We start from the raw sequence: 23,152 nt of genomic DNA, 5'->3' as shown, positions 1-23,152 counted from the left end.
TGCGCGCCTTTCCCATCGCCCCGGAGCCCCCAATGGCCATCCTCCGCATGACCGACCTCGACCTCACGGCCAAGCGCGTCCTGATCCGCCAGGACCTCAACGTGCCGATCGAGGGCGGCAAGGTCACTTCCGAGCAGCGCATCACGGCCTCGCTGCCGACGATCCGCCTGGCGTTGGAGAAGGGCGCCGCGGTGATGGTCACGTCGCATCTGGGCCGCCCGAAGGAAGGGCAGTGGACCGCCGAGGACTCGCTGGCGCCGGTCGCCGAGCGCCTGTCGGCCCATCTCGGCCGTCCGGTGCCGCTGGTGCGCGACTGGGTGGGCGGCGTGGCCGTGCAGCCCGGCGAGGTCGTGCTGCTCGAGAACTGCCGCATGAACGTCGGCGAGGGCAAGGACGACGCGGCGCTGTCGGCCCGATACGCCGCGCTCTGCGATGTCTTCGTCATGGACGCCTTCGGCACCGCGCACCGCGCGCAGGCCTCGACCCACGGCGTGATCCGCGCGGCCAAGGTCGCCGCCGGCGGCCCGCTGCTGATGGCCGAGCTCGACGCGCTGGCCAAGGCGCTGGCCCACCCGGCGCGCCCGCTGCTGGCCATCGTCGCGGGCTCGAAGGTCAGCACCAAGCTCGAACTGCTCGGCAGCCTCGTCGACAAGGTCGACCAGCTGATCGTCGGCGGCGGCATCGCCAACACCTTCATCGCCGCGGCGGGCCACAAGGTCGGCAAATCGCTGGTGGAAATGGACCTGCTCGACACGGCCCGCGGCATTGTCGATAAGGCCCGTGCCCGCGGCGCGTCGATCCCGCTGCCCGATGATGTCGTCGTGGCCCCGGCCTTCGCCGCCGACGCCCCGGCGACCGTGCGCGCGGTCGACGCCGTGCAGGACGGCGACATGATCCTCGACATCGGCCCGAAGACCGCCGCCCGTTACGCCGAGCTGATCGCGACGGCCGGCACCGTCGTGTGGAACGGCCCGGTCGGCGTGTTCGAGTTCGACGCCTTCGGCAAGGGCACCGAGGCCCTGGCCCGGGCCATCGCCGCCTCGAAGGCCTTCTCGATCGCCGGCGGTGGCGACACCCTGGCCGCCATCGACAAGTACGGCGTCGAGGATGACGTCAGTTACATCTCGACCGGTGGCGGCGCCTTCCTCGAGTTCCTCGAAGGCAAGACCCTGCCGGCGGTGGCCGCGCTCGAAGCCCGCGGCGGCTGAATCACCCGGCGAGGGCGTCGGCGATCGCCTGCCGCGCTGCCGCCGGATCGCTCGGCGTCCACAGCAGGACGCCGGCGTCACCCGCATCGATCCGCAGCGCGGGACCGAGCCGGGTCACCGCGCAGAACAAGGCTTGCCCTCGGCCATCGGCTTGCCAGCCGAGCGCATCCCCGGTCCGCCAGGGCGAGGTCGAGACGAGGGGTTTGGGTAACGCCGAAGCAGGCAGGGTGGCGAGGTCGATCTCCTCGATCCGCGCGCCGCGCAGGGCGGCGTGGTCGAGCACGAACGTTCGATGCGCGGCCTCGACCCGCAGGGCCTCGGCGGACAGCGTCGCGCGCGGCGGACGCGAGAGGGCCCGGGCCAGCAGCAGGGAGACGACCACCCCGGCGGCGGCCAGCGCGGCTGCGAGGCCGAGGTGCTCGCCTCGGGTGATCCAGCCGATGGCCACCCCCATCAACAACGCGTCCGCGGCGAGGAACAGCGCGCCACCCAGCGCGAGGCGCCGACGGCGAGGTGCCGGGGGCAGTGCAATCGTGTGCATGGCGTCGATGGCATTGGGATCCGTGAAGGTCTGGTAGCGTACGGTGGATCGCCCCCAACACCGCGTGACCATGAGCCAGCCGCTGCGCCGCACCAAAATCCTCGCCACCCTCGGCCCAGCCACCGATGCCCCGGGCGTCATCGACGCGCTTCTGGCGGCCGGCCTCAATGCCGTCCGCCTGAACTTCTCGCACGGCGGCGCCGAGCAGCATGCCCAGCGCATCGCCGCGGTGCGGGCGGTGGCGTCGCGCACCGGCCGGGAGATCGGCGTGCTCGCCGACCTTCCGGGGCCGAAGATCCGCATCGAGAAGTTCGCCGAAGGGAAGGTTCTGCTCAAGGCCGGCCAGGCTTTCGCCCTCGTGTGCCGCGCCGACGCGCCGCCAGGGGATGCCACGCAGGTGGGCTGCAGCTACCTCGGCCTGCCGCGCGACGTGGGGCCTGGCGACACCCTGCTGCTCGACGACGGCCTCATCAGCCTGCGGGTCGAGAAGGTCGTCGGCGACGTCGTCCACACCGAGGTGATGACCGACGGCGCGCTCTCGAACCGCAAGGGTCTGAACCGCCTCGGTGGTGGCCTCAGCCTTGGCGCCCTCACCGACGAGGATCGCGGCCACATCGCCACGGCCGCCAAGCTCGGCGTGGACTTCATCGCCGTCTCCTTCTGCCGTTCGGCGGCCGACATCGAGCTGGCCCGCGAGCTGGCGCGCGCCGCCGGTTCGGATGCGCAGATCGTCGCCAAGATCGAACGTGCGGAGGCCATCGAAAACCTCGTCGAGATCGTCGAGGCCGCGGAGGTGATCATGGTCGCGCGCGGCGACCTCGGCGTGGAGATCGGTTACGCCGAGCTGCCCGGCCTGCAGAAGAAGATCATCCGCGAGTCGGTGGCGCGGAACCGCATCGTCATCACGGCGACGCAGATGCTGCAGTCGATGGTCGACAACCCGATCCCGACCCGCGCGGAAGTGCTCGACGTGGCCAACTCGGTCATCGATGGCACCGACACGGTGATGCTCTCGGCCGAGACGGCGAGCGGCCTGTACCCGGTGAAGTCGGTCGAGGCGATGGCCAGCATCTGCCTTGGCGCCGAGCGCCAGTTCCGGCACGACACCGATTTCGAAGCCGCCCGCCGCGGCCTCACGCGCGCCGACGAGGCCATCGCCATGGCCGCGATGTTCTTGACCGAGCACATCGAATTGAAGGGCATCGTCGCACTGACCGAATCCGGCGGTACGGCACGCCACCTTTCGCGCTTCCGCGCCGCCGTGCCGGTGTTCGCCCTGAGCCGCTTCGACGAGGCCAGGCGCAAGATGTCGCTGATGCGCGACGTCTTCCCGATCCACTTCGATACCCGCGGCCTGTCACCCGGGGTGGCGGCCCGTTCCGCGGCGAAGCAGCTCCATGACCTCGGGCTGCTCGATGCCGGTGACCGCATCATCGTCACCAACGGCGACTCGATGGAGCGCCGCGGCGCCACCAACACGCTGCGATTGCTCGAGATCGGGGTCGGCGGGCACGTCGAGGGTCTCGGCGAGCTCTGATCCATGGTGCCGCGCCCTGTTGGCGGACCGGCGTGGCCGGGCCGGGGCGGGGCCGGGGCTCGGCTATAATCCTGGGTCTCTCCCACCCGACGAGCCCCCGCTAATGAGCATCGAAGAACTCGCCGACATCGCCCAGGCCATGGTCGCCCCCGGCAAGGGCATCATCGCCATCGACGAATCCACCGCCACGATCGGGAAGCGTTTCGCCTCGGTTGGCATCGAAAACACCGAGGAGAATCGTCGCGCCTACCGCGAGATGCTCCTCACCACGCCGAACCTGTCCGACTACATCTCCGGCGCGATCCTGTTCGATGAGACGCTGCGCCAGAGCACCAAGGACGGCGTGCCGTTCGCCAAGGTGATGATGGACGCCGGCATCCTGCCGGGCATCAAGGTCGATACCGGCGCCAAGCCGCTGGCCGGCTGCCCGGGCGAGACGGTGACCGAAGGCCTCGACGGCCTGCGCGAGCGCCTGCAGGAGTACGCCAAGCTCGGCGCCAAGTTCGCCAAGTGGCGCGCCGTGATCTCGATCGGCGAGGACATCCCGACCGGCACCTGCATCGAGTCGAACGCCCACGCCCTGGCCCGCTACGCGGCCCTGTGCCAGGAAGCCGGCATCGTGCCGATGGTCGAGCCGGAAGTGCTGATCGACGGCGACCACGACATCGACACCTGCTACGACGTCACCGAGGCCGTGCTGCGCAGCCTGTTCTCGGCCCTGTACGAGCACAACGTGATGCTCGAGGGCACCATCCTGAAGGCCAGCATGGTCATCTCGGGCAAGGACTGCGACGAGCAGGCCGATGCCGAGGAAGTGGCCGCTCAGACGGTGCATTGCCTCAAGGCCACCGTGCCGGCCACCCTGCCGGGCATCGTGTTCCTGTCGGGCGGCCAGAGCGACGAGCAGGCCACGCGCCACCTCAACGAGATGAACCAGCTCGAAGGCAACCCGTGGCCGCTCTCCTTCAGCTACGGCCGCGCGATGCAGGCCGCCGCACTCAAGATCTGGGCGAAGGACCCGGCGAACAACGTCGCCGAGGCCCAGAAGACCGTCTATGCCCGCGCGAAGGAAAACGGCCTCGCTGCCCTTGGCGAGTGGGAAGGGTAACCACTCGCCGCTCGGCGAGCAGCGCTCGCTGATCGGTACGAACGCCCGCCGCGCTGCGGCGGGTGGGGGATGGAAGGCTGCTTCCCCCCACGTGACGCCGGCCGCCGCGCCGGCGTCGTCGTTTCCGCGGTCCACCAGCCTTCTACCGCAATGCACCGTTGCAGCAGTGCGACGGCTTTCGATGCGACCCTGACGCCCTCTCGTGCATCCTCCGCCCCCGAACGCCCTGGCCAGCAGGGTTGCGTACAAGGAATCCGAATGAACCTGCGGTCTTTCGTGTTGATGATCGGCTGTGCCGGCCTCGCTGCCTGCGGTGGCCAGGGCGGCGGCCAGGGCGGACCCGGTGGGCCGCCGGCGGTAGTCACGACGCAGCCCGCGGCGATGGCCACGTGGACCGATCGTCTCGATGCGATCGGCACCGCCCGCGCCAGCGAATCGATCGCGATCACCTCGAAGCTGTCCGAGCGCGTCGAGCGGGTCCGTTTCGAGAGCGGCCAGCGCGTGGAGGCCGGCCAGGTGCTCGTCGACCTCGACGTCGGGGGCGATGTCGCCGACCTCGACTCGGCGCGTACCGCGGCCCGCGAAGCGCAGCGCCAGTACGAGCGCCAGCGCCAGCTGGCCGAGCAGAAGCTCATCCCCACCAGCCAGCTCGATGCCCAGCGTGCCGCGCGCGACGCCGCGCAGGCCCAGGTGCAGCAGGCGATGGCCCGCGTCTCGGACCGAGTCATCGTGGCGCCGTTCGCCGGCGTGCTCGGCCTCCGCGAGGTCAGCCCCGGCCAGCTGCTCGGACCGGGGACGACGATCACGACGCTCGACGCGATCGACACCATGCAGGTCGACTTTTCGGTGCCCGAGGTTCACCTGGCCAAGCTGGCGGACGGCCTCGTGGTCGAAGCCCGTAGCGACGCCTGGCCGGGCGAGGTCTTCCTCGGACGGATCCTGAGCGTCGATTCGCGCGTCGATATCGCGACCCGTTCGGTGATGGTCCGAGCCGCGGTCGAGAACACCGACGGAAAGCTGCTGCCAGGCATGCTGCTGGCCCTGAACGTGCTCCAGCAGGAGCGCGAAGCGCTGGTCGTTCCCGAGATCGCCGTCCAGCAGAACGGCACCCTGAGCTTCGTGTACCGCGTCGATGGCGAGGGCGTGGCGCAGATGGCACCGGTCAAGCTGGGTGCCCGCGAGGCGGGCCGCGTCGAAGTGCTGGAGGGCCTGTCCGCCGGAGACCGCGTGGTCGTCGACGGCACGGTGAAGCTGCGCCCCGGGCAGAAGATCGCCGAGGCCGCCCCGGCCGAGGTCGCCGCCGTCGACACGCCCGCCGCGCGCGGCTGAGGAGGCCACCATGGTGCTTTCCGATCTGTCGATCCGTCGCCCTGTGCTGGCGACGGTCATGAGCCTGCTGCTGATCGTGGTCGGCCTGATCGCGTTCTCGCAGCTGACCCTCCGCGAGTTGCCTGACATCGATCCGCCGGTGGTCTCCGTGCAGGTCGACTACCCCGGGGCCTCCGCCGCGGTCGTCGAAAGCCGCATCACGCAGGTGCTCGAGGATGCCGTCGCGGGCATCGAGGGCGTCGACCTGATCGAGAGTTCCTCGCGCAACGGTCGGGCCGACGTCAGCATGGAGTTCACCCTGAGCCGCGACATCGAGTCCGCGGCCAACGACGTACGCGACGCCGTGAGCCGCGTCGTCGACCGGCTGCCTGAAGAGGCCGATCCGCCGCAGGTCGCCAAGGTCTCGGCCGATGCCGAGCCGATCATGTTCCTCTATGTCGCCTCGGCCGAGCGCGACATCCTCGGATTGACCGACTACGCCGAGCGGTACCTGCTCGATCGATTCTCGAGCATCTCGGGCGTGGCCAGTGCCCGCCTCGGTGGCGGCCAGCGTTACGCGATGCGGGTTTGGCTCGACCGCACGGCGTTGGCGGCACGCGGCCTCACGGTCAACGACGTCGAGAGCGCCCTGCGGCGCGAGAACGTCGAGCTGCCGGCCGGGCAGCTGGAGTCGTCGACGCGTGATTTCGTTCTGCGGATGTCGCGCGCCTACCAGACCCCCGAGGATTTCTCGGCCCTTGTGCTCGCCAATGGCCGGGATGGCGCCCCGGTCCGTCTTGGCGACGTGGCGAGGGTTGGCCGCGAAGCGGCTGAGCGACGCGCATGGTTCCGCGGCAACGGCGAGCCGCAGGTCGGCTTCCAGATCATCAAGACGTCCACCGCAAACTCCATCGACGTCGCGCGTGCGGTGCGTGCCGAGCTCGATTCGATCAACGCGACCCTTCCGCCCGACATCTCGATGGGCGTGGCCTTCGATTCGACGCAGTTCATCGAGGTCGCGGTCTTCCAGGTCTGGAAGACCCTCGGCGAGGCACTGGTGCTGGTCCTGATCGTGATCTGGCTGTTCCTGGGGAGCGTGCGCGCGGCGCTGGTCCCCGCGGTGACGTTGCCGGTCTGCATGACGGCGGCCTTCATCGCACTGTGGGCCTTCGGGTTCTCGATCAACCTTCTGACCTTGCTTGCCATCGTCCTGTCGATCGGTCTCGTGGTCGACGATGCCATCGTGGTGCTGGAGAACTGCCAGCGTCGCGTCGACCTCGGCGAACCGCGGCTGGTGGCTGCCCGTCGCGGCACGCGGCAGGTCGCGTTCGCGGTGATCGCGACCACGGCGGTGCTGATCGCGGTGTTCGTTCCGGTCGCCTTCCTGGAGGGCAATAACGGCCGTCTGTTCCGGGAGCTCGCCGTTGCACTCGCCGGCGCCATCGCCATCTCCGCCTTCGTCGCCCTGACGCTGACGCCGATGATGTGTTCGCTGCTTCTCGAACCGCATCGCCCGGCGTCCGGCAGCTTCGCCGCCAAGGTGGACGGTTTGCTTGCGCGGGTGACCGCCGCCTACCGTCGCTCGCTCGAGCGTCACGTCGGCCGCACCGGCGTCTTCGCCGCGGTCGCCGTTGGCGCCATGGCCCTCAGCGTCCTGCTGTTCCGCATTGTTCCGAGCGAGCTGGCGCCGCCGGAGGACCGCGGCTCGTTCTTCGTTTCGGTGGCGGGCCCCGAAGGCGCCGGCTTCGACTACACCGTCAGGCAGATGCAGCAGGTCGAATCGATCCTGCTCGACAACGCCAAGGAAGAAGGCGCGATCCATCGCGTCATCGCCCGCGTTCCGGGCGGCTTCGGCGGCGGTCAGCAGGACATGCACACCGGTAACGCGATCGTGCTGATGAAGCTCTGGAACGAGCGCGACGTGACCACGAACGAAGTCGTCAACGACGTTCGCATGCAACTGTCGTCGGTGCCCGGCGTGGTGGCCCGGCCGATCGCGCGCTCGGGCCTGACCCGTTCGCGCGGTGGCCAGCAGTTCCAGATCGTGCTCGGTGGCCCCGACTATGCCGAGCTCGCGCAGTGGCGCGACGCCCTGCTGAAGGAGATGGAATCCAACCCGCAGATGTTTGGCGCGGATTCGGACTACAAGGAAACCCGTCCGCAGCTGCGGATCGACATCAACCGGGAGCGCGCCGCCGCCCTCGGCGTGTCGGTGCAGGACATCGGGCGTACGCTCGAGACCATGATGGGCTCGCGCCGGGTGGGCACCTTCGTCGACGGCGGCGAGGAGTACGACGTGATCCTTCAGGCGCAGACCGACGACCGGTCCACGCCGCAGGACCTCGGCGGCCTCTACGTCCGGTCATCGGCAGGCCAGCTCATCCCGATGGCCTCGCTGGTGACCTTCCGCGAACTCGCCGAGCCGGGCAGCCTCAATCGGTTCAACCGCCTGCGCGCCATCACCATTTCCGCGTCGCTGGCCCCGGGGTACACGCTTGGCGAGGCGACCGCCTGGGTCGAGGAGGCGGCCGCCCGCGTGCTTCCGCCGAACGCGCAGCTCGACTGGAAGGGCGAGGCCCGCGAAGCGCAGCAGAGTGGGGCGGCCATCCTGTTCGCCTTCGCGATGGCGCTGCTGATCGTGTACCTCGTTCTGGCCGCGCAGTTCGAGAGCTTCGCGCATCCGTTCGTGATCATGCTGACCGTGCCGCTGGCCGTGCTGGGCGCCTTGTTCGGTCTCTGGAGCATGCACCTGCTTTCCTTGGCAGGGCTCTGGGGCCCGGGCGCCAGCATCAACCTGTTCAGCCAGATCGGCCTGATCATGCTGGTGGGCCTCGCCGCGAAGAACGGCATCCTCATCGTCGAGTTCGCCAACCAGTTGCGCGACGAGGGGCGAAGCGTGCAAGAGGCCATCATCGAAGCCTCGTCCATCCGCCTGAGGCCGATCCTGATGACGTCCATCGCGACGGTGGCGGGCGCCTTGCCGTTGATGTTCGGCACGGGCGCGGGTTCTGCGTCGCGCAATGCCATCGGCATCGTCATCGTCTTCGGCGTGTCCCTGTCGACGTTCCTCACGCTGTACGTGATCCCGGCCCTCTACCAGCGGGTGGCCCCCTACACCAAGGCGCCGGAGGCCCGCGGCCGCGAACTCGATCGGCTCGAGGCGATCCACGTCGATGGTGAGGCCAAGGCATGAGCACGCCGCCGCGTGGACCGTGGCCGGGCCGACGCGGGCCGCCCGGGCGCGCTGGAGGATCGGAGGAGCCCGTGCGTCCGCGTCCGCCCCGCAACGATGACGAGATCCGCCTGTTCGGCCTGAACGCCGTGCGGGCGGCCTTCGCCGCGCGTCCGGGCGACCTCCGCAAGCTCTGGCTGCTGGCCGAGCGCATGGGCGAGCTGCGCGACGTGATGGCATGGTGCGTGGCGAACCGCCGCGGCTACACCGTCGTCGACGCCGACGAATTGGCCAAGGTCGCCGGCACGCAGCACCACGAGGGCGTGGTGATGGCGATGCGGCGCCCCGAGGAGCTCGGACTCTCCGCCTTCCTGCGCGACCTGCCGGCCGGCCCTTGCCAGCTGCTGTGGCTCGATGGCGTCGGCAACCCGCACAACTTCGGCGCCATCCTGCGTTCGGCCGCGCACTTCGGCGTGGCCGCCGCGCTGCTGCCGAAGGACTCGCCGCTGGCCCTCTCCGGTGCCGCCGTGCGCGTGGCCGAGGGCGGTGCGGAGGCGGTGCCGATCGTCCGCCTCGGCCGCAGCGACAACGCCACGCAGCAGCTGCAGGGGCTCGGCTTCCAGCTGCTGGCGACCGTGGTGCGCGGCGGCGACGACCTCTACGCCCTGCCGCTGCCGCCACGCTGCGTCTGGGTGCTCGGTGCCGAAGGCGAGGGTCTCGACCTCGCCCTCGCCGCCGCGTGCTCGCGCAAGGTCGGCATCCCCGGCAGTGGCCGGGTGGAAAGCCTGAACGTCGCCTCGGCGACGGCCGTCCTGCTGGCCGAATGGTGCCGCCAGCGGCGTTGAGGCTTGGGCATACTGCGGGCCGTTCGCCGTCCATGGCTCTGGCCCCGCTCCCATGACCGCCCTGATCCGCCTCGCCCTGCTGTGCCTGCTGTTCGCCTCGCCGCTCCACGCCGCCGAGCGCACGCGCTACGACATCGACTACCGCGTGGCCTTCGTGCCGGCGCAGGGTGTGGCCGACGTCGCGATGACACACACGCCGGGCAGTGGCCGCGCCACCCACCTCGAGGTGCGCTTCGACCCGGCGCGCTACTCGCAGGTGCGCGCCGAAGGCGGAACCTTGCGGAACACCGGCGACCGCTGGACCTGGGTGCCCGATGCGCGTCGCGCCTCGACCCTGCGCTGGCGCTACAAGGTCGACCACCAGCGCCGCGGCGGCGGCTATGACGCCCGCCTGACGCGCGACTGGGCCATCGTCCGCGGCGACGACCTCGTGCCGTCGATGGCGGTACGCACCACGGCCGGTTCCGACTCCTCGGCGCGTCTGTTCTTCGACCTGCCACCGGGTTGGACCAACGTCGATACGCCCTTCGTGCACACCCGCGACCGCAAGGGCTTCGTCGTCGTGAACGCCGAGCGCCGTTTCGACCGTCCGGTGGGCTGGATGATCGCCGGCTCGGTGGGTACGCGCCGCGAGTTCATCGACGGCATGGAAGTGAGCATCGCCGGCCCGGTCGGCGATCCGGTCCGCCGCAACGACGCCTTGGCCTTCATCAACCTGGTCGCGCCGGAGATGCGCGCCGCCTTCGGCGACCTGCCCTCGAAGATCCTGATCGTCAGCGCGGGCGACCCGATGTGGCGCGGCGGTCTGTCCGGCCCGCGCTCGCTCTACCTGCACGCCGACCGGCCGCTGATCAGCGAGAACGGCACGTCCACGCTGGTGCATGAACTCGTCCACCTGGTCACCCGCATCCGGGGGGCCGAGGGGGATGACTGGATCGCCGAGGGCAGCGCCGAGTTCTACTCGATCACCCTCCTAAATCGTGCCGGCCTGCTCAGCGACCAGCGCCGTGACCGCGCGTTCGACTGGATGCAGAACCATGGCCGCAACGTCCGTTCTCTTGACGGCGACCGCAGCTGGGGCCCGAAGACGGCGCGCGCGGTGGGCCTGTTCCGCGAACTGGATCGCGAGATCCGCCGCGCCACGGGCGACGCGAAGTCGCTCGACGATGTCATGCGGCAGCTTGTGGAGATCCGCGAAGTCTCGCGCGAAGACCTCGCGTCCGTCGTCGAAGACGTGATCGGCCGGCCATCCCGGGTGCTCGACTCTCCCTTGTTGCGATGATGCGCCTGCGCCACCTCTGGTCGCGCCTGGGCCTCCGGGCGCCGCGGCCGGGCGGCATCGAGTCCGGCCGCTTGGGCGTGCCCGGGGAAGCATGGTCGTGCCTCGTCGATTTCCTCGACGTGCGCGACGGTGGGGGACACGAGCGCTTCAAGGCACAGTGGCTGGCCGGTAAGCAGCTGGCGCAGGCGGGCGGCCATCGGGGGCTGTCCGCCCATTGCCCGCTGTGCGCGGAGCGGGGCCTGTTCGGTCGTCCGGGCGACGCCGCGAGTTTCGATGTCCGCGAAGGCCTGGCGTGCAGCCGATGTGGCATCAATGCGCGCATGCGGCAGGCGCTTTCGCTCCTTTTGGAGGGGGTGCCGCTTGCGACGGCGCGCGTCTACGTCACCGAACAGGCGTCCCCCGCGTTCCTCTGGTTGCAGCGGCAGCTGCCGACGGTACGCGGCAGCGAGTTCGGCCTCGACGGGGCCCGGCGCTCCAGGCTCCAGTGGTGGTTCCAGCGCCAGGGGGGGCGAGGAGCGCTCAACGAGGCCGACATCACCGCATTGCCGGATGCCGACGCGTCGTTCGATGCCATCGGCTGTTTCGACGTGCTCGAACATGTCCCCGACTACCGCGCCGCGTTGCGCGAATTCGCGCGCGTGCTCGCGCCGGGTGGGCGTTTGGTGCTGACCGTGCCCTTCCTGGAGACGGAGCAACGCACCCTCGTCCGCGCCCGGCGTCGTGACGACGGCCGTATCGAGCACCTCGAGCCCGAGGAGATCCACGGTGATCCCGTCTCGGGCGGCGTGCTGTGCTTCTACCACTTCGGATGGGATCTCCTGGACGCTCTCCGCGAGGCCGGCTTCCGCCGCGCGGAATGGGTCCGCAGCTTCGCACCGGAACATGCCCTGTTCGGCGTGTGGGCCCTCAGGGCCGAGCGCTAGCCCTTTGCTGCGCTGGGCCCGGTCCATCCGGCGTGCGGCCCCCTAACGCGACGCGCCCTCCCGGCGCGGAGCGGGTCTCTCTGCTGGCGGCCGCTGAGCCTCGCCGAAGTCCACCGTCGTCTCCGCCGCGAGGTAGGCGAACGCGGCGTACGCGGCGACCTGCTGGTCGAGGGCCTTCGGGTCGATCTTGTCGAGGGTGTCGTTCGGCGTGTGGTGGTAGTCGAAATAGTCCGTCCCGTCCTGCGCCAGCTGTCCCCAGGGCACGCCCAGCATCACCAGCGGCCCGACGTCCGGGCCCGGGCCGCCCACGCCGTATTCGGTGGCGATGCCGAGCGGGGCCAGCACGCCGCCGATGGCGTCGATGACCGGCTTGGCCTCGGGCGAGGTGCTTGAGCGCAAGGCATAGATGCGTCCCGCGCCGAAGTCGCTCTCGGCGGCGACCTGGTGGTCCGACCAATCGCCACCCACGTGCTTCGCGTACTCGCGGGCGCCCATGAGGCCGTTTTCCTCGCTGGCCCACGCGATCACGCGCACGGTGCGCCGCGGCGCCGTCGGAAGCGCGGCGATGGCCGCGCCGGCGGCCATCGTGATCGCCACGCCTGCACCGTCGTCGAGCGCGCCCGTGCCCTGGTCCCAGGAATCGAGGTGGCCGCCGATCACGACGAATTCGTCCGCTTTCTCCCGACCGGTGACGTCGCCGATGACGTTCCAGCTCTGGCCGATGCCGGCCGTCACGGCCGCGAGGTCGAGGCGAACGCGCACGCTCTCACCGCGGGCGACCAAGCGGCTGATCTGGTCGGCATCCGGGCCCGACAGCGCGGCAGCCGGGATCTTCGGTGCGTCCTCGGCATAGCGCATCTGCCCGGTGTGGGCGAAGCGGTTGCCGCTGGTGCCGATCGAGCGGATCAACAGGGCCAAAGCGCCCTTGCGCGCGGCGATCGACGCTCCGTTGCTGCGTGCCCCCACCGCCGGCCCGTAGCCCGATCCGTCGCGCGCGCGGCCCATGCGGTAGGCAACGAAGGCGATCTTGCCGTCGAGGCTGCCGTCGGGCGCCGCCTGCAAGGCGGCCAGGTCCGGAAAGGCGACGACCTCGGCTTCGATCGGCGCCCCACCCGTGCCCACCGAGCCGCCGAGCGTGGTCACTTCCAGGGGTTGCGCATGCGTCCCGACGATCGCGGCCGATTCGTGACCACGCAGCCAGTAGGGAAAGCTCACCGGTTGGCGCCAGACCTTGTCGAACCCCAACGCCTTCATCTTCGCCTCCGCCCACGCGACGCCTCGGTGGTCGGCCTCCGTGCCGGCGAGGCGTGGACCGATGGTGGTGGTGAGCTCCTCGACGAGGTCGAACGCCGGGCTGCCGCGCAGCGCGGCGTCGCGCAAGGTTTCCGCAGTGCGCAGATCATCGGCATCGAGGCCGGTGGTGGCATGCACGGTACCCGTGGCGCCGAGCGCGACGCCGATGGCAAAGACGAAGCGGTGCATCAGCGGGCCTTCAACGCGTCGCGGATTTCGGCCAACAGCTTCGCTTCGGCACTGGGCTCCGGAGGTGCCGCAGGGGCCGGCGGTTCGGCTTTGCGCAGGCTGTTGATGGCCTTGACCACCACGAAGATGGCGAACGCGACGATGGCGAACTGGATGATCGCATTGAGGAACAGGCCGTACTTGATGCTGACGGCCGCAATGGACGTGCCGTCGGCCGCGGTCGATGCCGGCTGCAGGACCCATTCCAAGGCCGAAAAGTCGACGTTGCCGATCAGCCAGCCGATCGGCGGCATGATCACGTCGCTGACCAGGCTGGAGACGATCTTCCCGAACGCGGCGCCGATGACCACGCCTACCGCGAGGTCGATGACGTTGCCGCGCATCGCGAATTCCTTGAATTCCGACAGCATGCCCATGGGTGATCCTCAGGTCGTGGAAAAAAGAACGGCTGCCGAGGCAGCCGTCGCAGACTAAACGCGTTCGCGCCGCTCAGGCCACTTCGCCCGACAGCTCGGCCACGCCTTCCAGCATCGCGCGGTAGCGGTCGCCCCGCTGCAGCGCGGCCACGCCAGCCGGCGTGCCCATGAAAACCAGGTCTCCGGCGCGCAGCCGGAACAGGCCGGACAGGTGCACGAGGATGTCGTCGACACCGAAGACCATCTCGCCGAGCGTCGACGCCTGCCGGCGTTCGCCATTGACTTCGAGCCACAGGGCCGTGGTTGACGCGGGATGGCCGATGTCGTCGACATGGCGCAGGGCGGAAAGCGGTGCCGAGGCGTCGAAGCCTTTCGAGACGTCCCAGGGCAGACGCTTCTCCTTGGCGACCGCCTGCAGGTCACGGCGGGTCAGGTCCAGCCCCACGCCGTACCCGCAGACGAGGGCCAGGCCTTCGCCGGGCGCCAATGCGCCGTCGGCGTCGCGGCCGACCGCCACCACCATCTCGACCTCATGGTGCAGGTCGGTGGTGCCCGAAGGGTAGGGGAGGCGCGGGTGCAGGTGCACCGCGTCGGCAGGCTTCATGAAGATCGTCGGGGTGCCCCGCTCGACCGGTGCGCCCATTTCGCGGGCATGGTCGGCGAAGTTGCGACCAACGCAGTAGATGCGGTGGACAGGGAAGTCCTGGTCGCGGCCGGCGAAGGGCAGGCGCGGCAACGGCGGCGCCGCGAACAGGTCGGTCCTCATCGCGCGTGCGGCACGGCACGCGGGGCGACCACGCGATACTCGGCCTCGAGCACGTCGCCCGCCGCCTTGGCCTTGCGGGCGCGCATCAAGCGCTGGACCGCGCGGAAGGCCAGCATGCCGAGGCCGATGAAGACGCCCCCCACCAGCAGCACCAGCAGCAGGGCCACCCCCAGCAGGGCGAAGCCGATGCGCAGCAGCGGGCTGCGGGGACGGGTGGGGCGAAGGCGATGGAGTCGAGCGAAAAGTCCGGGCATGTCCGAAATGCGACACTGGGCGGGGCGCCGAGTATGGAGGCAGGGATGGGCGGACACGTAAGTGAAGCGTTAATCGAGCCGGCGAGCGTACCGGAGGGGGTCCTCGTGGCCCTGGACCTCGCCATCGGCTCCGGTCCCGTCGCGGCCCTCGCCCTGCGGCGCGGCGAGGTGCTCCAGGTCTGGCACAACGCCTGTCCCCATGCCGGCCGCCGGCTGGACTACGCGCCTGGGAGATTCCTGCTCCACGAGGGCCGCCTGGTCTGCGCCGCCCACGGCGCGCAGTTCTCGCTGGCGGACGGTGTTTGTGTCGACGGCCCCGGGCGCGGCGGCCGCCTCGCATCGCTGGCGGTCAGTCGCGTCGCGGCGGGTTGGCAGGTCCGTCTGTCGGCGGCATGAACGCCTCGAGCCGGCCGTGCTGCGCCAGCCAGATCAATCCGCCGTAGAGCAGGGCGCATACGCTCAGGAACACGAGCGCCGGGACGACGTTGCCGAGCAGCGTGTCCATCGCTTCTTCGAGGTCCACTGGAATCAGTCCAGCCAAGAGCATGGCGACGACGCCGATGCTCGCCGCCATGGAGATGGCCATCCCCGTCCAGCGGTAAACGTTCCTCGTCGTCTCCCGCAGGAGCGAGCGGCTCAGCAGGGCAAGGACGACGAACGGCGCCAGTAGCGCGGCTTCCATGAGCAGCAGCTTCAGGCCGTAGATCGCGGCATGCGAACCGGGCGTCTCGCCGCCGATGAAGTGGCGGAGGTCGTCCCCCGCGTTGATCACCAGCAGAACGCTCGCCGCCATCGCGCCGCAGCCAAGCAGCAGGACTTCCGCGCGACGCAAGCGATCGCTCAGCATGCGGACCATGACGCTCCTGCCGGGAGGCGCTCTCACGCCGGATTCACAACCGTAGCACGAGGTGCCGTCGCGTGGTCACCTTTCGGCCAGCAGCGGCATGAGCAGGTTCACCGCGCCGACCGTGATCAGCAGGTAGGCCACCATCAGCGGCAGGCCGGTGCGCAGGTAATCGCGCGCCGTGTAGCCCGCGGGGCCGGCCACCATGGCGAGCACCGGATTCGAGGCGGAAAGGAAGTTGTTCGAGGCCGACAGGGCGGCGATCAGGGCGAATGCGGCCGGATTGCCGTTGGCGGCAAGGGCGAGGTTGATGGCCATGGGCACCATGATGACGGTCGCCCCGACGTTGCCCACCACGAGGCCGAACAGCGCCGTGAGCAAGCCCAGCGCGAGTTCCAATGCCCACACCGGCGTGCCGTCGCCCAGTCGCGCGAGGGTGTGCTGTGCCACCCAGTTCGCGGCGCCCGTCGAATCCATGGCCCAGCCGAGCGGTATCAGGCAGGCCATCAGGAACACGGTCTTCCAGCTGATCGCCTGGTAGGCCTCGTCCATGTCGAGCACGCCGGTCACGAGCAACGCGGCCGCGCCGGTCATCAGCGCCAGCGGCACCGGCACGAGGGTGCTGAAGGCGAGCAGCATCGTGGTGACGAAGATGCCCACCGCCCACCACAGTTTGTGCGGACGCTGCTCGGCCTTGGGGTAGTCGGTAACGACGACGAAATCCCGCGACTCCGCGGCCTGCGCGAGGTCGGTCCAGACGCTGTGGAACACGAGCAGGTCGCCGGCGCGCAGCGGGATGCGGCGGATGTTCTCGCGCCAGACCTGGTTGTCCCGGTTGATGGCGAGCAGGCTGATCCCGGCGCGCTTCCGCAGCCGCAGCTCGTCCGGTCGACGGCCGACGAAGGCGGACGTCGGCGGGATGACGGCCTCGGAAATGCCGGCCCGTGCGGGGTTGAACAGGTCCGCGAAGTGGCGGAGGCGCTGCGAGACGCGCAGCAGGTTTTTCTGCGCGTAGTCGTGGATCGCCTGTTTGTCGCCCATGACGCCGATCACGCTGCCCACCCACAGCCGCTCATCCGCGGGCGGGGCAAGGCGGGTCTCGTTGCCGGTGACCAAGGCAAGGAAAAGCGGTGCGTCGCGCTGCTGTTCGGCCTCGCCGACCGACATGCCCACCAACGGGCTGTCCGCGGTGAGCGCCAGTTCGTAAAGCTCGCCGGTGATGCCGTAGGTCTGGGCGAAGTAGCTGTCGGTGCGTGCCGGTGCCACGCCCTTCATCGCGTCGTCAGGGAGCCAGCGCTTGGCGCCGAAGTGCCAGTAGGCCAGGCAAACCGCGACCAGCAGCAGGCCGATCGGCAGCGGCGCAAACATCGGCAGCGGGTCCAGCGCGGCGACGCCGGGCGGCAGGTTGCGGTTGGCGGACGCCAGCAGGTCGTTGAGCAGGATCAGCGGCGAACTGCCGACCATCGTCAGCGTGCCGCCCATGATCACCGCAGCGGCGATCGGCAGCAGCATCCGCGACAGGGCGATCCCCGTGCGCCCGGAGAGCCTCGAAGCCAGGGGCAGCATCAGGGCTGTCACCGCCGGGTTCTGCATGAATGCAGAAAGCAGCGCGCCAAAGCCCGATCCCAGCAGCAGAAGCCGGGATTCCATGCCCTTCGACCAGCGCAGCAGGTTCACCGCGACGCGGTTCAGCACGCCGGTGCGGTCGAGGCCGGCGCCGAGCACCATCGTGGCCATCAGGCTGATCACTGCGTTGCCGGAGAAACCGTCGAACAGCCGGCTGGCCGGCACGATGCCGAACAGGCCGAGCGCGACCAGCACCACCAGCGCGGTGGCATCGGCACGGATGCGCTCGAGCATGAACATGGCCATGGTGAACCCGACCAAGCCCAGCACGACGACCATGTCGGTGCTCAGGGCGAGGGCGGTGTTCTCCATGCGTCGCTGCCTTCAGCCGATGCGCTCGAAGAGCAGGTCCCAGACGCCATGGCCCAGCTTCAGGCCGCGGGTCTCGAAGTGCGTCTGCCGCCGCCATTGCGGACGTTCGATCGTTCCGCCGACGCCGGCGCGGTTGTGCAGCGTGGGTTCCGCCCCGCACACCTCGAGCATCTGCCGGGCGTAGTCCTCCCAGTCGGTGGCGAGGTGCAGCAGGCCGCCGGGCTTCAGCTTGCGCGCCAGCAGCGCGACGAACTCCGGCTGCACGAGCCGGCGCTTGTGGTGGCGCTTCTTGTGCCAGGGGTCGGGGAAGTAGATGCGCACCTCGTCGAGGCTGGCGTCGGCGACCTCGCGGTGCAGCACCTCGACGGCGTCGTGGCAGTAGGCCTTGAGGTTGTCGACCCCGAGCTCCGCGGCGCCCTGCAGCAGGCGGCCGACGCCGGGGGCATGCACTTCGAGGCCGACGAGGTTCTTCTCCGGCTCGTTCTGCGCCGCGAACAGCAGCTGTTCGCCGTTGCCGAAACCGATCTCGAGCACCAGCGGCGCTTTCCGGCCGAACGCGGCGTCGAAATCGCGCAGGGTGCCGGTGTAGTCGAGCCCGAAGCGCGGCCACTGCTCGTCGAGCGCGCGCTCCTGCCCCTGGGTCAGCCGCCCCTGGCGCAACACGAAGCTGCGCACCTGGCGCTGCCCCGGCACTTCGGTGAACGGCTTCTTGAGCGTCTTCGGCTCCACGATCAGAAGAACAGGCCGTCGGTGGGCGAGGAGGCGGACGCGTAGCGCTTGCGCGGGATGCGGCCGGCGAGGAAGGCCTCGCGACCGGCTTCGACCGCCTTGCGCATGGCCGAGGCCATCAGCACCGGGTCCTTCGCGCCGGCGATCGCCGTGTTCATCAGCACGCCGTCGCAGCCCAGCTCCATCGCAACGGCGGCATCCGATGCCGTGCCCACGCCGGCATCGACGAGGATCGGCACCTTCGCGTTGTCGACGATCTCCAGCAGGCTCCATTTGTTCTGGATGCCGAGGCCCGAGCCGATCGGCGCGGCCAGCGGCATCACCGCCACGCAGCCGATCTCCTCGAGGCGCTTGGCCTGGATCGGGTCGTCGGTGCAGTAGACCATCACGTCGAAGCCGTCGGCGACGAGGATCTCGGCGGCCTTCAGCGTCTCCGGCATGTGCGGGTAGAGGGTTTTCTGGTCGCCCAGCACTTCGAGCTTGACGAGCTTGTGGCCGTCGAGCAGCTCGCGGGCGAGCCGGCAGGTGCGCACCGCGTCGTCGGCCGTGTAGCAGCCGGCGGTGTTCGGCAGGATCGTGTAGCGGTCCGGCGGCAGCACGTCGAGCAGGTTCGGCTCATTGGCGTTCTGGCCGATGTTCGTGCGGCGGATCGCCACGGTGACGATCTCGGCGCCGGCGGCCTCGGTGGCGCGGCGGGTCTCGTCGAGGTCCTTGAACTTGCCCGTGCCGGTGAGCAGGCGCGAGCGGTAGGTCGTGCCGGCGATGACCAGCAGGTCGTCGCGGCGGGCGTCGTTCGGGGCGTGGGTCATCATCGCGCCATTATGGCGCGTCAGCCGCCGCCGAGGGCGTGGACGACCTCGACGCGGTCGCCGTCGTTGAGGCGGTGTTCTGCGTGGCGGCCGCGGGGGACGATCGTGCTGTTCACTTCCACGGCGACACGTCGCCCGGCGAGGCCGGCCTGGTCCAGAAGCGCGGCCAGCGTCAGGCCCGCGTCGACGGTGCGGGATTCGCCGTTGAGTTGGATATGCATCTAAAGGGCCTGCATTGCAGTGCGTGCGTGCCAGTGCCCATAATCGGCACCGTCGCGGGTGTCGTCTAATGGTAAGACAACAGCTTCCCAAGCTGTGAACGTGGGTTCGATTCCCATCACCCGCTCCACTCCGCCCTCGACCCTGCCCATGCCCGATCCTGCGACCCCCGTGGTGCTCGGCTGGCGCGAGTGGCTCGCACTGCCCGATCTCGGCATCCGCGCCATCCGCGCGAAAGTGGACACCGGGGCGCGAAGCTCCGCACTGCACGTGGATGCCCTCGAAACGACGGTTCGCGATGGCGTCGAATGGGTGCGCTTCCACCTGGGGGCCGACGGCGTGTTCGACTCCCTGCGCGATGGTGAGTGGGCGGAGGCGCCGGTGCTCGACCGCCGGATGGTCACCGACTCCGGTGGCCATCGCACCGAGCGCATCTTCATCCTCACCACCCTGCGCCTCGCCGGCGAGGCGTGGCCGATCGAAATCAACCTGTCGCAGCGCCGGAACATGCTGTTCCCGATGCTGCTCGGCCGCACCGCGATGGCGGGACGCTTCCTCGTCGACCCGCAGCGCTCCTTCGTCCTGGGTGAACCCGATGCCGACCAAGCTCGCCCTGCTGTCGCGTAATCCGGCGCTGTACTCGACGCAGCGGCTGGTCGAGGCCGCCCGCCAACGCGGGTGCACCGTCCGCGTGCTCGATCCGCTGCGCTGCGCGCTGCGCGTGGCGCCCGGTGCCTTCGAGGTGCGCTACAAGGGGGGCGTGCTGCCGAAGTTCGACGCGGTCATCCCGCGCATCGGCCACTCCGTCACCTTCCACGGCACGGCGGTGCTGCGGCAGTTCGAGCTGATGGGCGTGGCCACCCCCAGCAGCGCCGAGGCCATCCAGCGCGCCCGCGACAAGCTGCGCTGTCACCAGATCCTCGCCGCGGTCGGGATCGATCTTCCCGTGACCGCTTTCGGCGACAGCCCGGACGACACGCCGGCCCTGCTCGACATGGTCGGCCCGGCCCCCCATGTGGTGAAGCTCAACGAGGGCACGCAGGGCAGCGGGGTGGTGCTGGCGCAGGACGAGGCTGCATCGCGCAGCGTCATCGAGGCCTTCCGGGGGCTCTACGCGAGCTTCCTCGTGCAGGAGTTCATCGGCGAGGCCAAGGGGGCTGATTTGCGCTGCTTCGTCGTTGGCGACCGTGTGGTGGCCGCCATGCAGCGGCATGCCGCCCCGGGGGATTTCCGCGCCAACCTGCACCGGGGGGGCAAAGCCGCCCTGGTGAGTCTCAGCGAGGCGGAGGAGGCGGTCGCGGTCAAGGCCGCGCAGCACCTTGGACTTGGCGTGGCTGGCGTCGATCTGCTTCGATCACGGCGTGGTCCGCTTCTATTGGAGGTCAACTCCTCGCCAGGCCTGGAGGGCATCGAGGCCGCCTCGGGGGTCGATATCGCGGCGGCCATCGTCGATCATGTGCTGTCGCTCGTGCCGGTGAGATCGAACCGCCGGCCAGCAGTTCGAAAAACTTAACCGATCCCTGTCCGTGGATTAACGGACACTTAACCTTGTCAGGCCTAGGCTTCTCGTCGACCGTCACTCCCGTCGGCGCTCCGGCGCTCGAGGCGGATTACGGTAATCGGGGCAGTCGCTTGTTTGGCCCGTGCCGGCACCTTGTCCGTGTCGGCCGGGCCTTTCTTTTTGCCTGCATCATGGGCCCTACTGCTGCCAAACTCAGGCGTTCTTCAGTCAACGACTGATATTTCTCCGTAGACCTCCGTCGCAGGACCCACCCCGTGCGCATCCTCGTCATCGAAGACAACCGCGACATCGCCTCGAATCTCGGCGACTACCTCGAAGACCGCGGCCACACCGTCGACTTCGCCGCCGATGGCGTCACCGGGCTGCACCTCGCGGTCGTCAATGACTTCGATGCCCTCGTGCTCGACTTGAACCTCCCGGGCATGGACGGCCTCGAACTCTGCCGCCGCCTTCGCCAGGACGCGCGAAAGCAGACGCCCGTGCTGATGCTGACCGCGCGCGATTCGCTCGATCACAAGCTCACCGGCTTCGATGCCGGCGCCGACGACTACCTCGTCAAGCCGTTCGCGCTGCAGGAAGTGGAGGCGCGGCTCCAGGTGCTGGCGCGCCGCGGCAAGGCCGCGCAGCCGCGTGTCCTCCACGTGGCCGACCTCGAGTTCAACCTCGACACGCTCGAGGTGCGCCGCCAGGGGAAGCTGCTGCAGCTCAACCCGACGGCGCTGAAGATCCTGCAGGGACTGATGGAGGCGTCGCCGGCCGTCGTGCCGCGCCAGGACCTCGAAACCCGCGTCTGGGGCGAGGAGCTGCCGGATTCGGATTCGCTGCGCGTGCACATCCACGGGCTGCGTGCCGCCATCGACAAGCCGTTCGACAAGCCCTTGATCCAGACGCGCCACGGCATCGGCTACCGCATCGCCGACCCGGAAGCCGCGGCGGGTTGACGCCTTGGCGATGCGTTACCGGCGCCGGCTGCGCAGCCGGCTGATCGTTTCCTTCGGCCTGCTCGGGTTCGCCCTGACGGCCACCTTCGCGCTCGCCACGCTGTACCTGCGCGAGCGGCTCGAGAACCAGCTGATCGGTGACTTCCTCACGCAGGAAGTCGCCGCCTTCGTGCAGTTCAAGCGCGACTTCCCGCAGCCCGACGCGCAGTACCAGCTCTCCGACAACAAGATCGAGATCTATTACCGGCGTCCGGATGGCCCCAACACCCCGCCGGCGTGGCGAGACCTGCCGGATGGCGTGCACAGCCTGGTGGAGCCCACGCCGCGCGGTGGTGAGCGCCATTACAAGCTGGCGGTGCAGCGCGACGGCGATTTCGTTGCTTTCATGCGCTACAGCTACCAGCAGGAAGCCCTGAGCCAGCGTCAGTTGGCCTATGCGCTGGTGGGCGCGGTGATGGTTTTCTCCTTCCTCTCGCTGGTTCTGGGGCTGTGGTCGTCGCGGCGGGTGATGAAGCCGGTCTCGGAATTGGCGCGGCGCATCGGCGACCTGCGCGACAGCCGAGATCGCCGGCGCCTTGCCGAACGTTTCGCTGATGACGAGGTCGGGCAGCTGGCAGCGGCGTTTGACGACTATGCCGATCGCCTCAGCCAGTCCAACCGGCGCGATCGCGAGTTCAATGCGGATGTCAGCCATGAACTGCGCACGCCCTTGGCGGTGATCCGCGGCGCGGCCGAACTGCTGCTCGCGAAGCCGGACCTCGACGACAAGACCCGCACCCGCCTCCAGCGGATCGATCGCGCGGCGCAGCAGTGCACCGACCTCACCGTCGCGCTGCTGATGCTCTCGCGCAACGAGCGCGGCCGAGGCCATACCGACATGCGCAAGCTGGCCGTCCAGCTGGCGGAAGCCAACCGCGCGCAGCTTGCTGGAAAGCCGGTCGAGATCCGCGTTGAGGGATCGGAGGATGTCTACGTGGACGCCCCCGAGGCCGTGCTGGCGGTGGCGTTGGGCAACCTCGTCGGCAACGCCTGCAAGTACACGCAGCAGGGCGAGGTGCGCATCGAGGTGTCGGCGGAGCGGGTGCGGGTGTTCGATACCGGGCCCGGACTGTCCGTCGAGGATGCCGCGCGCCTTTTCGAACGCGGCTACCGCGGCAGCAGTGCCGGCGGCACCAGCGGTGGCGGGATCGGCCTGTCGATCGTCAGCCGCCTGTGTGATCTCTACGGCTGGGACGTGGGTGTCGCGCCGCGGCCCGAGGGTGGGGCGGTCGCCACCCTCGTCTACGGACAGAGCGCCGGCTGAGGCCG

The 23,152-nt window shown here is 69.6% G+C and carries 23 protein-coding genes and 1 tRNA gene; 14 read left to right on the top strand and 10 right to left on the bottom strand.

Annotated elements, in window-relative coordinates; translation table 11 throughout:
• Positions 1 to 32: 32 nt before the first annotated feature.
• Complete coding sequence (locus ACYVAK_RS01705) at positions 33 to 1,208, top strand: phosphoglycerate kinase (RefSeq protein WP_461057343.1); 1,176 nt, start codon at positions 33 to 35, stop codon at positions 1,206 to 1,208.
• A 1-nt stretch (position 1,209) separates the two neighbouring features.
• Here the strand turns inward: ACYVAK_RS01705 and ACYVAK_RS01700 are convergent, their stop codons facing one another.
• A complete protein-coding gene (locus ACYVAK_RS01700; RefSeq protein ID WP_461057341.1) occupies positions 1,210 to 1,749 on the bottom strand; it encodes a hypothetical protein in 540 nt (179 codons plus the stop codon).
• 70 nt (positions 1,750 to 1,819) lie between these two features.
• On the opposite strand from ACYVAK_RS01700, the gene pyk reads away from it, so the two are divergent.
• The 7 genes from pyk (at position 1,820) to ACYVAK_RS01665 (ending at position 11,924) form a co-directional block, all read left to right on the top strand.
• On the top strand, positions 1,820 to 3,286 hold the full coding sequence (gene pyk / locus ACYVAK_RS01695; protein ID WP_461057339.1) for a pyruvate kinase: 1,467 nt from the start codon (positions 1,820 to 1,822) through the stop codon (positions 3,284 to 3,286).
• 103 nt (positions 3,287 to 3,389) lie between these two features.
• Entirely contained in the window at positions 3,390 to 4,394 is a 1,005-nt protein-coding gene (locus ACYVAK_RS01690) for a class I fructose-bisphosphate aldolase (RefSeq protein WP_461057337.1), read from the top strand.
• A 258-nt stretch (positions 4,395 to 4,652) separates the two neighbouring features.
• Complete coding sequence (locus ACYVAK_RS01685; protein WP_461057335.1) at positions 4,653 to 5,723, top strand: efflux RND transporter periplasmic adaptor subunit; 1,071 nt, start codon at positions 4,653 to 4,655, stop codon at positions 5,721 to 5,723.
• Positions 5,724 to 5,733: 10 nt separating this feature from the next.
• Positions 5,734 to 8,895: an efflux RND transporter permease subunit gene (locus ACYVAK_RS01680; protein WP_461057333.1), complete on the top strand. Its 3,162-nt coding sequence runs from the start codon at positions 5,734 to 5,736 to the stop codon at positions 8,893 to 8,895.
• Entirely contained in the window at positions 8,892 to 9,719 is an 828-nt protein-coding gene (locus ACYVAK_RS01675) for a TrmH family RNA methyltransferase (protein ID WP_461057331.1), read from the top strand. Before ACYVAK_RS01680 ends, ACYVAK_RS01675 begins: the two co-directional genes overlap by 4 nt.
• 52 nt (positions 9,720 to 9,771) lie before the next feature.
• Complete coding sequence (locus ACYVAK_RS01670) at positions 9,772 to 11,001, top strand: hypothetical protein (protein ID WP_461057329.1); 1,230 nt, start codon at positions 9,772 to 9,774, stop codon at positions 10,999 to 11,001.
• Complete coding sequence (locus ACYVAK_RS01665; protein ID WP_461057327.1) at positions 10,998 to 11,924, top strand: class I SAM-dependent methyltransferase; 927 nt, start codon at positions 10,998 to 11,000, stop codon at positions 11,922 to 11,924. The genes ACYVAK_RS01670 and ACYVAK_RS01665 overlap by 4 nt, the downstream gene beginning before the upstream one ends.
• A gap of 42 nt (positions 11,925 to 11,966) precedes the next feature.
• Here ACYVAK_RS01665 and ACYVAK_RS01660 read toward each other — a convergent pair whose 3' ends face one another.
• The 4 genes from ACYVAK_RS01660 to ACYVAK_RS01645 form a co-directional block, all read right to left on the bottom strand.
• Positions 11,967 to 13,406: a M20/M25/M40 family metallo-hydrolase gene (locus tag ACYVAK_RS01660; RefSeq protein WP_461057325.1), complete on the bottom strand. Its 1,440-nt coding sequence runs from the start codon at positions 13,404 to 13,406 to the stop codon at positions 11,967 to 11,969.
• The gene (mscL, locus tag ACYVAK_RS01655) at positions 13,406 to 13,822 is read right to left on the bottom strand and encodes a large-conductance mechanosensitive channel protein MscL (protein WP_461057323.1); all 417 of its coding nucleotides are present in this window, start codon (positions 13,820 to 13,822) and stop codon (positions 13,406 to 13,408) included. Before mscL ends, ACYVAK_RS01660 begins: the two co-directional genes overlap by 1 nt.
• A 73-nt stretch (positions 13,823 to 13,895) precedes the next feature.
• A complete protein-coding gene (locus ACYVAK_RS01650; protein ID WP_461057321.1) occupies positions 13,896 to 14,588 on the bottom strand; it encodes a fumarylacetoacetate hydrolase family protein in 693 nt (230 codons plus the stop codon).
• Positions 14,585 to 14,842: a hypothetical protein gene (locus ACYVAK_RS01645; RefSeq protein WP_461057319.1), complete on the bottom strand. Its 258-nt coding sequence runs from the start codon at positions 14,840 to 14,842 to the stop codon at positions 14,585 to 14,587. The genes ACYVAK_RS01650 and ACYVAK_RS01645 overlap by 4 nt, the downstream gene beginning before the upstream one ends.
• A 105-nt stretch (positions 14,843 to 14,947) precedes the next feature.
• Here ACYVAK_RS01645 and ACYVAK_RS01640 point away from each other — a divergent pair, with 105 nt between their 5' ends.
• A complete protein-coding gene (locus ACYVAK_RS01640; RefSeq protein WP_461057317.1) occupies positions 14,948 to 15,238 on the top strand; it encodes a Rieske (2Fe-2S) protein in 291 nt (96 codons plus the stop codon).
• Here ACYVAK_RS01640 and ACYVAK_RS01635 read toward each other — a convergent pair.
• From ACYVAK_RS01635 to thiS, 5 genes are all read right to left on the bottom strand, one after another.
• Positions 15,192 to 15,698, bottom strand: a complete 507-nt coding sequence (locus ACYVAK_RS01635; protein WP_461057315.1) for a hypothetical protein — start codon at positions 15,696 to 15,698, stop codon at positions 15,192 to 15,194. The two genes, ACYVAK_RS01640 and ACYVAK_RS01635, sit on opposite strands and share 47 nt — an antisense overlap.
• A 66-nt stretch (positions 15,699 to 15,764) precedes the next feature.
• Entirely contained in the window at positions 15,765 to 17,624 is a 1,860-nt protein-coding gene (locus ACYVAK_RS01630) for an SLC13 family permease (protein WP_461057313.1), read from the bottom strand.
• Positions 17,625 to 17,636: 12 nt separating this feature from the next.
• On the bottom strand, positions 17,637 to 18,353 hold the full coding sequence (gene trmB / locus ACYVAK_RS01625) for a tRNA (guanosine(46)-N7)-methyltransferase TrmB (RefSeq protein WP_461057311.1): 717 nt from the start codon (positions 18,351 to 18,353) through the stop codon (positions 17,637 to 17,639).
• A gap of 2 nt (positions 18,354 to 18,355) precedes the next feature.
• Positions 18,356 to 19,165, bottom strand: coding sequence for a thiazole synthase (locus ACYVAK_RS01620; protein ID WP_461057309.1), 810 nt, complete (start codon positions 19,163 to 19,165; stop codon positions 18,356 to 18,358).
• A 17-nt stretch (positions 19,166 to 19,182) separates the two neighbouring features.
• A complete protein-coding gene (gene thiS, locus ACYVAK_RS01615) occupies positions 19,183 to 19,383 on the bottom strand; it encodes a sulfur carrier protein ThiS (RefSeq protein ID WP_461057307.1) in 201 nt (66 codons plus the stop codon).
• Between the two features lie 54 nt (positions 19,384 to 19,437).
• Between thiS and ACYVAK_RS01610 the strand changes: the two genes are divergently transcribed.
• The 5 genes from ACYVAK_RS01610 (at position 19,438) to ACYVAK_RS01590 (ending at position 23,147) form a co-directional block, all read left to right on the top strand.
• Positions 19,438 to 19,511 (top strand) — tRNA-Gly (locus tag ACYVAK_RS01610).
• A 20-nt stretch (positions 19,512 to 19,531) separates the two neighbouring features.
• Positions 19,532 to 20,008: an ATP-dependent zinc protease family protein gene (locus ACYVAK_RS01605; protein WP_461057305.1), complete on the top strand. Its 477-nt coding sequence runs from the start codon at positions 19,532 to 19,534 to the stop codon at positions 20,006 to 20,008.
• A complete protein-coding gene (rimK, locus tag ACYVAK_RS01600; protein ID WP_461057303.1) occupies positions 19,977 to 20,894 on the top strand; it encodes a 30S ribosomal protein S6--L-glutamate ligase in 918 nt (305 codons plus the stop codon). The genes ACYVAK_RS01605 and rimK overlap by 32 nt, the downstream gene beginning before the upstream one ends.
• Positions 20,895 to 21,157: 263 nt before the next feature.
• The gene (locus tag ACYVAK_RS01595) at positions 21,158 to 21,844 is read left to right on the top strand and encodes a response regulator transcription factor (protein ID WP_461057301.1); all 687 of its coding nucleotides are present in this window, start codon (positions 21,158 to 21,160) and stop codon (positions 21,842 to 21,844) included.
• A gap of 10 nt (positions 21,845 to 21,854) precedes the next feature.
• Entirely contained in the window at positions 21,855 to 23,147 is a 1,293-nt protein-coding gene (locus ACYVAK_RS01590) for a sensor histidine kinase (protein ID WP_461057299.1), read from the top strand.
• Positions 23,148 to 23,152: the final 5 nt, after the last annotated feature.

Source organism: Silanimonas algicola (assembly GCF_054777375.1).
This window is presented reverse-complemented; position numbering and strand designations above follow the sequence as displayed.

Coding starts and splice junctions, on each gene's coding strand:
- ACYVAK_RS01705 (WP_461057343.1), top strand. CDS start 33: ATGGCCATCCTCCGCATGACCGACCTCGACCTCACGGCCAAGCGCGTC.
- ACYVAK_RS01700 (WP_461057341.1), bottom strand. CDS start 1,749: ATGCACACGATTGCACTGCCCCCGGCACCTCGCCGTCGGCGCCTCGCG.
- pyk (WP_461057339.1), top strand. CDS start 1,820: ATGAGCCAGCCGCTGCGCCGCACCAAAATCCTCGCCACCCTCGGCCCA.
- ACYVAK_RS01690 (WP_461057337.1), top strand. CDS start 3,390: ATGAGCATCGAAGAACTCGCCGACATCGCCCAGGCCATGGTCGCCCCC.
- ACYVAK_RS01685 (WP_461057335.1), top strand. CDS start 4,653: ATGAACCTGCGGTCTTTCGTGTTGATGATCGGCTGTGCCGGCCTCGCT.
- ACYVAK_RS01680 (WP_461057333.1), top strand. CDS start 5,734: ATGGTGCTTTCCGATCTGTCGATCCGTCGCCCTGTGCTGGCGACGGTC.
- ACYVAK_RS01675 (WP_461057331.1), top strand. CDS start 8,892: ATGAGCACGCCGCCGCGTGGACCGTGGCCGGGCCGACGCGGGCCGCCC.
- ACYVAK_RS01670 (WP_461057329.1), top strand. CDS start 9,772: ATGACCGCCCTGATCCGCCTCGCCCTGCTGTGCCTGCTGTTCGCCTCG.
- ACYVAK_RS01665 (WP_461057327.1), top strand. CDS start 10,998: ATGATGCGCCTGCGCCACCTCTGGTCGCGCCTGGGCCTCCGGGCGCCG.
- ACYVAK_RS01660 (WP_461057325.1), bottom strand. CDS start 13,406: ATGCACCGCTTCGTCTTTGCCATCGGCGTCGCGCTCGGCGCCACGGGT.
- mscL (WP_461057323.1), bottom strand. CDS start 13,822: ATGGGCATGCTGTCGGAATTCAAGGAATTCGCGATGCGCGGCAACGTC.
- ACYVAK_RS01650 (WP_461057321.1), bottom strand. CDS start 14,588: ATGAGGACCGACCTGTTCGCGGCGCCGCCGTTGCCGCGCCTGCCCTTC.
- ACYVAK_RS01645 (WP_461057319.1), bottom strand. CDS start 14,842: ATGCCCGGACTTTTCGCTCGACTCCATCGCCTTCGCCCCACCCGTCCC.
- ACYVAK_RS01635 (WP_461057315.1), bottom strand. CDS start 15,698: ATGGTCCGCATGCTGAGCGATCGCTTGCGTCGCGCGGAAGTCCTGCTG.
- ACYVAK_RS01630 (WP_461057313.1), bottom strand. CDS start 17,624: ATGGAGAACACCGCCCTCGCCCTGAGCACCGACATGGTCGTCGTGCTG.
- ACYVAK_RS01620 (WP_461057309.1), bottom strand. CDS start 19,165: ATGATGACCCACGCCCCGAACGACGCCCGCCGCGACGACCTGCTGGTC.
- thiS (WP_461057307.1), bottom strand. CDS start 19,383: ATGCATATCCAACTCAACGGCGAATCCCGCACCGTCGACGCGGGCCTG.
- ACYVAK_RS01605 (WP_461057305.1), top strand. CDS start 19,532: ATGCCCGATCCTGCGACCCCCGTGGTGCTCGGCTGGCGCGAGTGGCTC.
- rimK (WP_461057303.1), top strand. CDS start 19,977: ATGCCGACCAAGCTCGCCCTGCTGTCGCGTAATCCGGCGCTGTACTCG.
- ACYVAK_RS01590 (WP_461057299.1), top strand. CDS start 21,855: ATGCGTTACCGGCGCCGGCTGCGCAGCCGGCTGATCGTTTCCTTCGGC.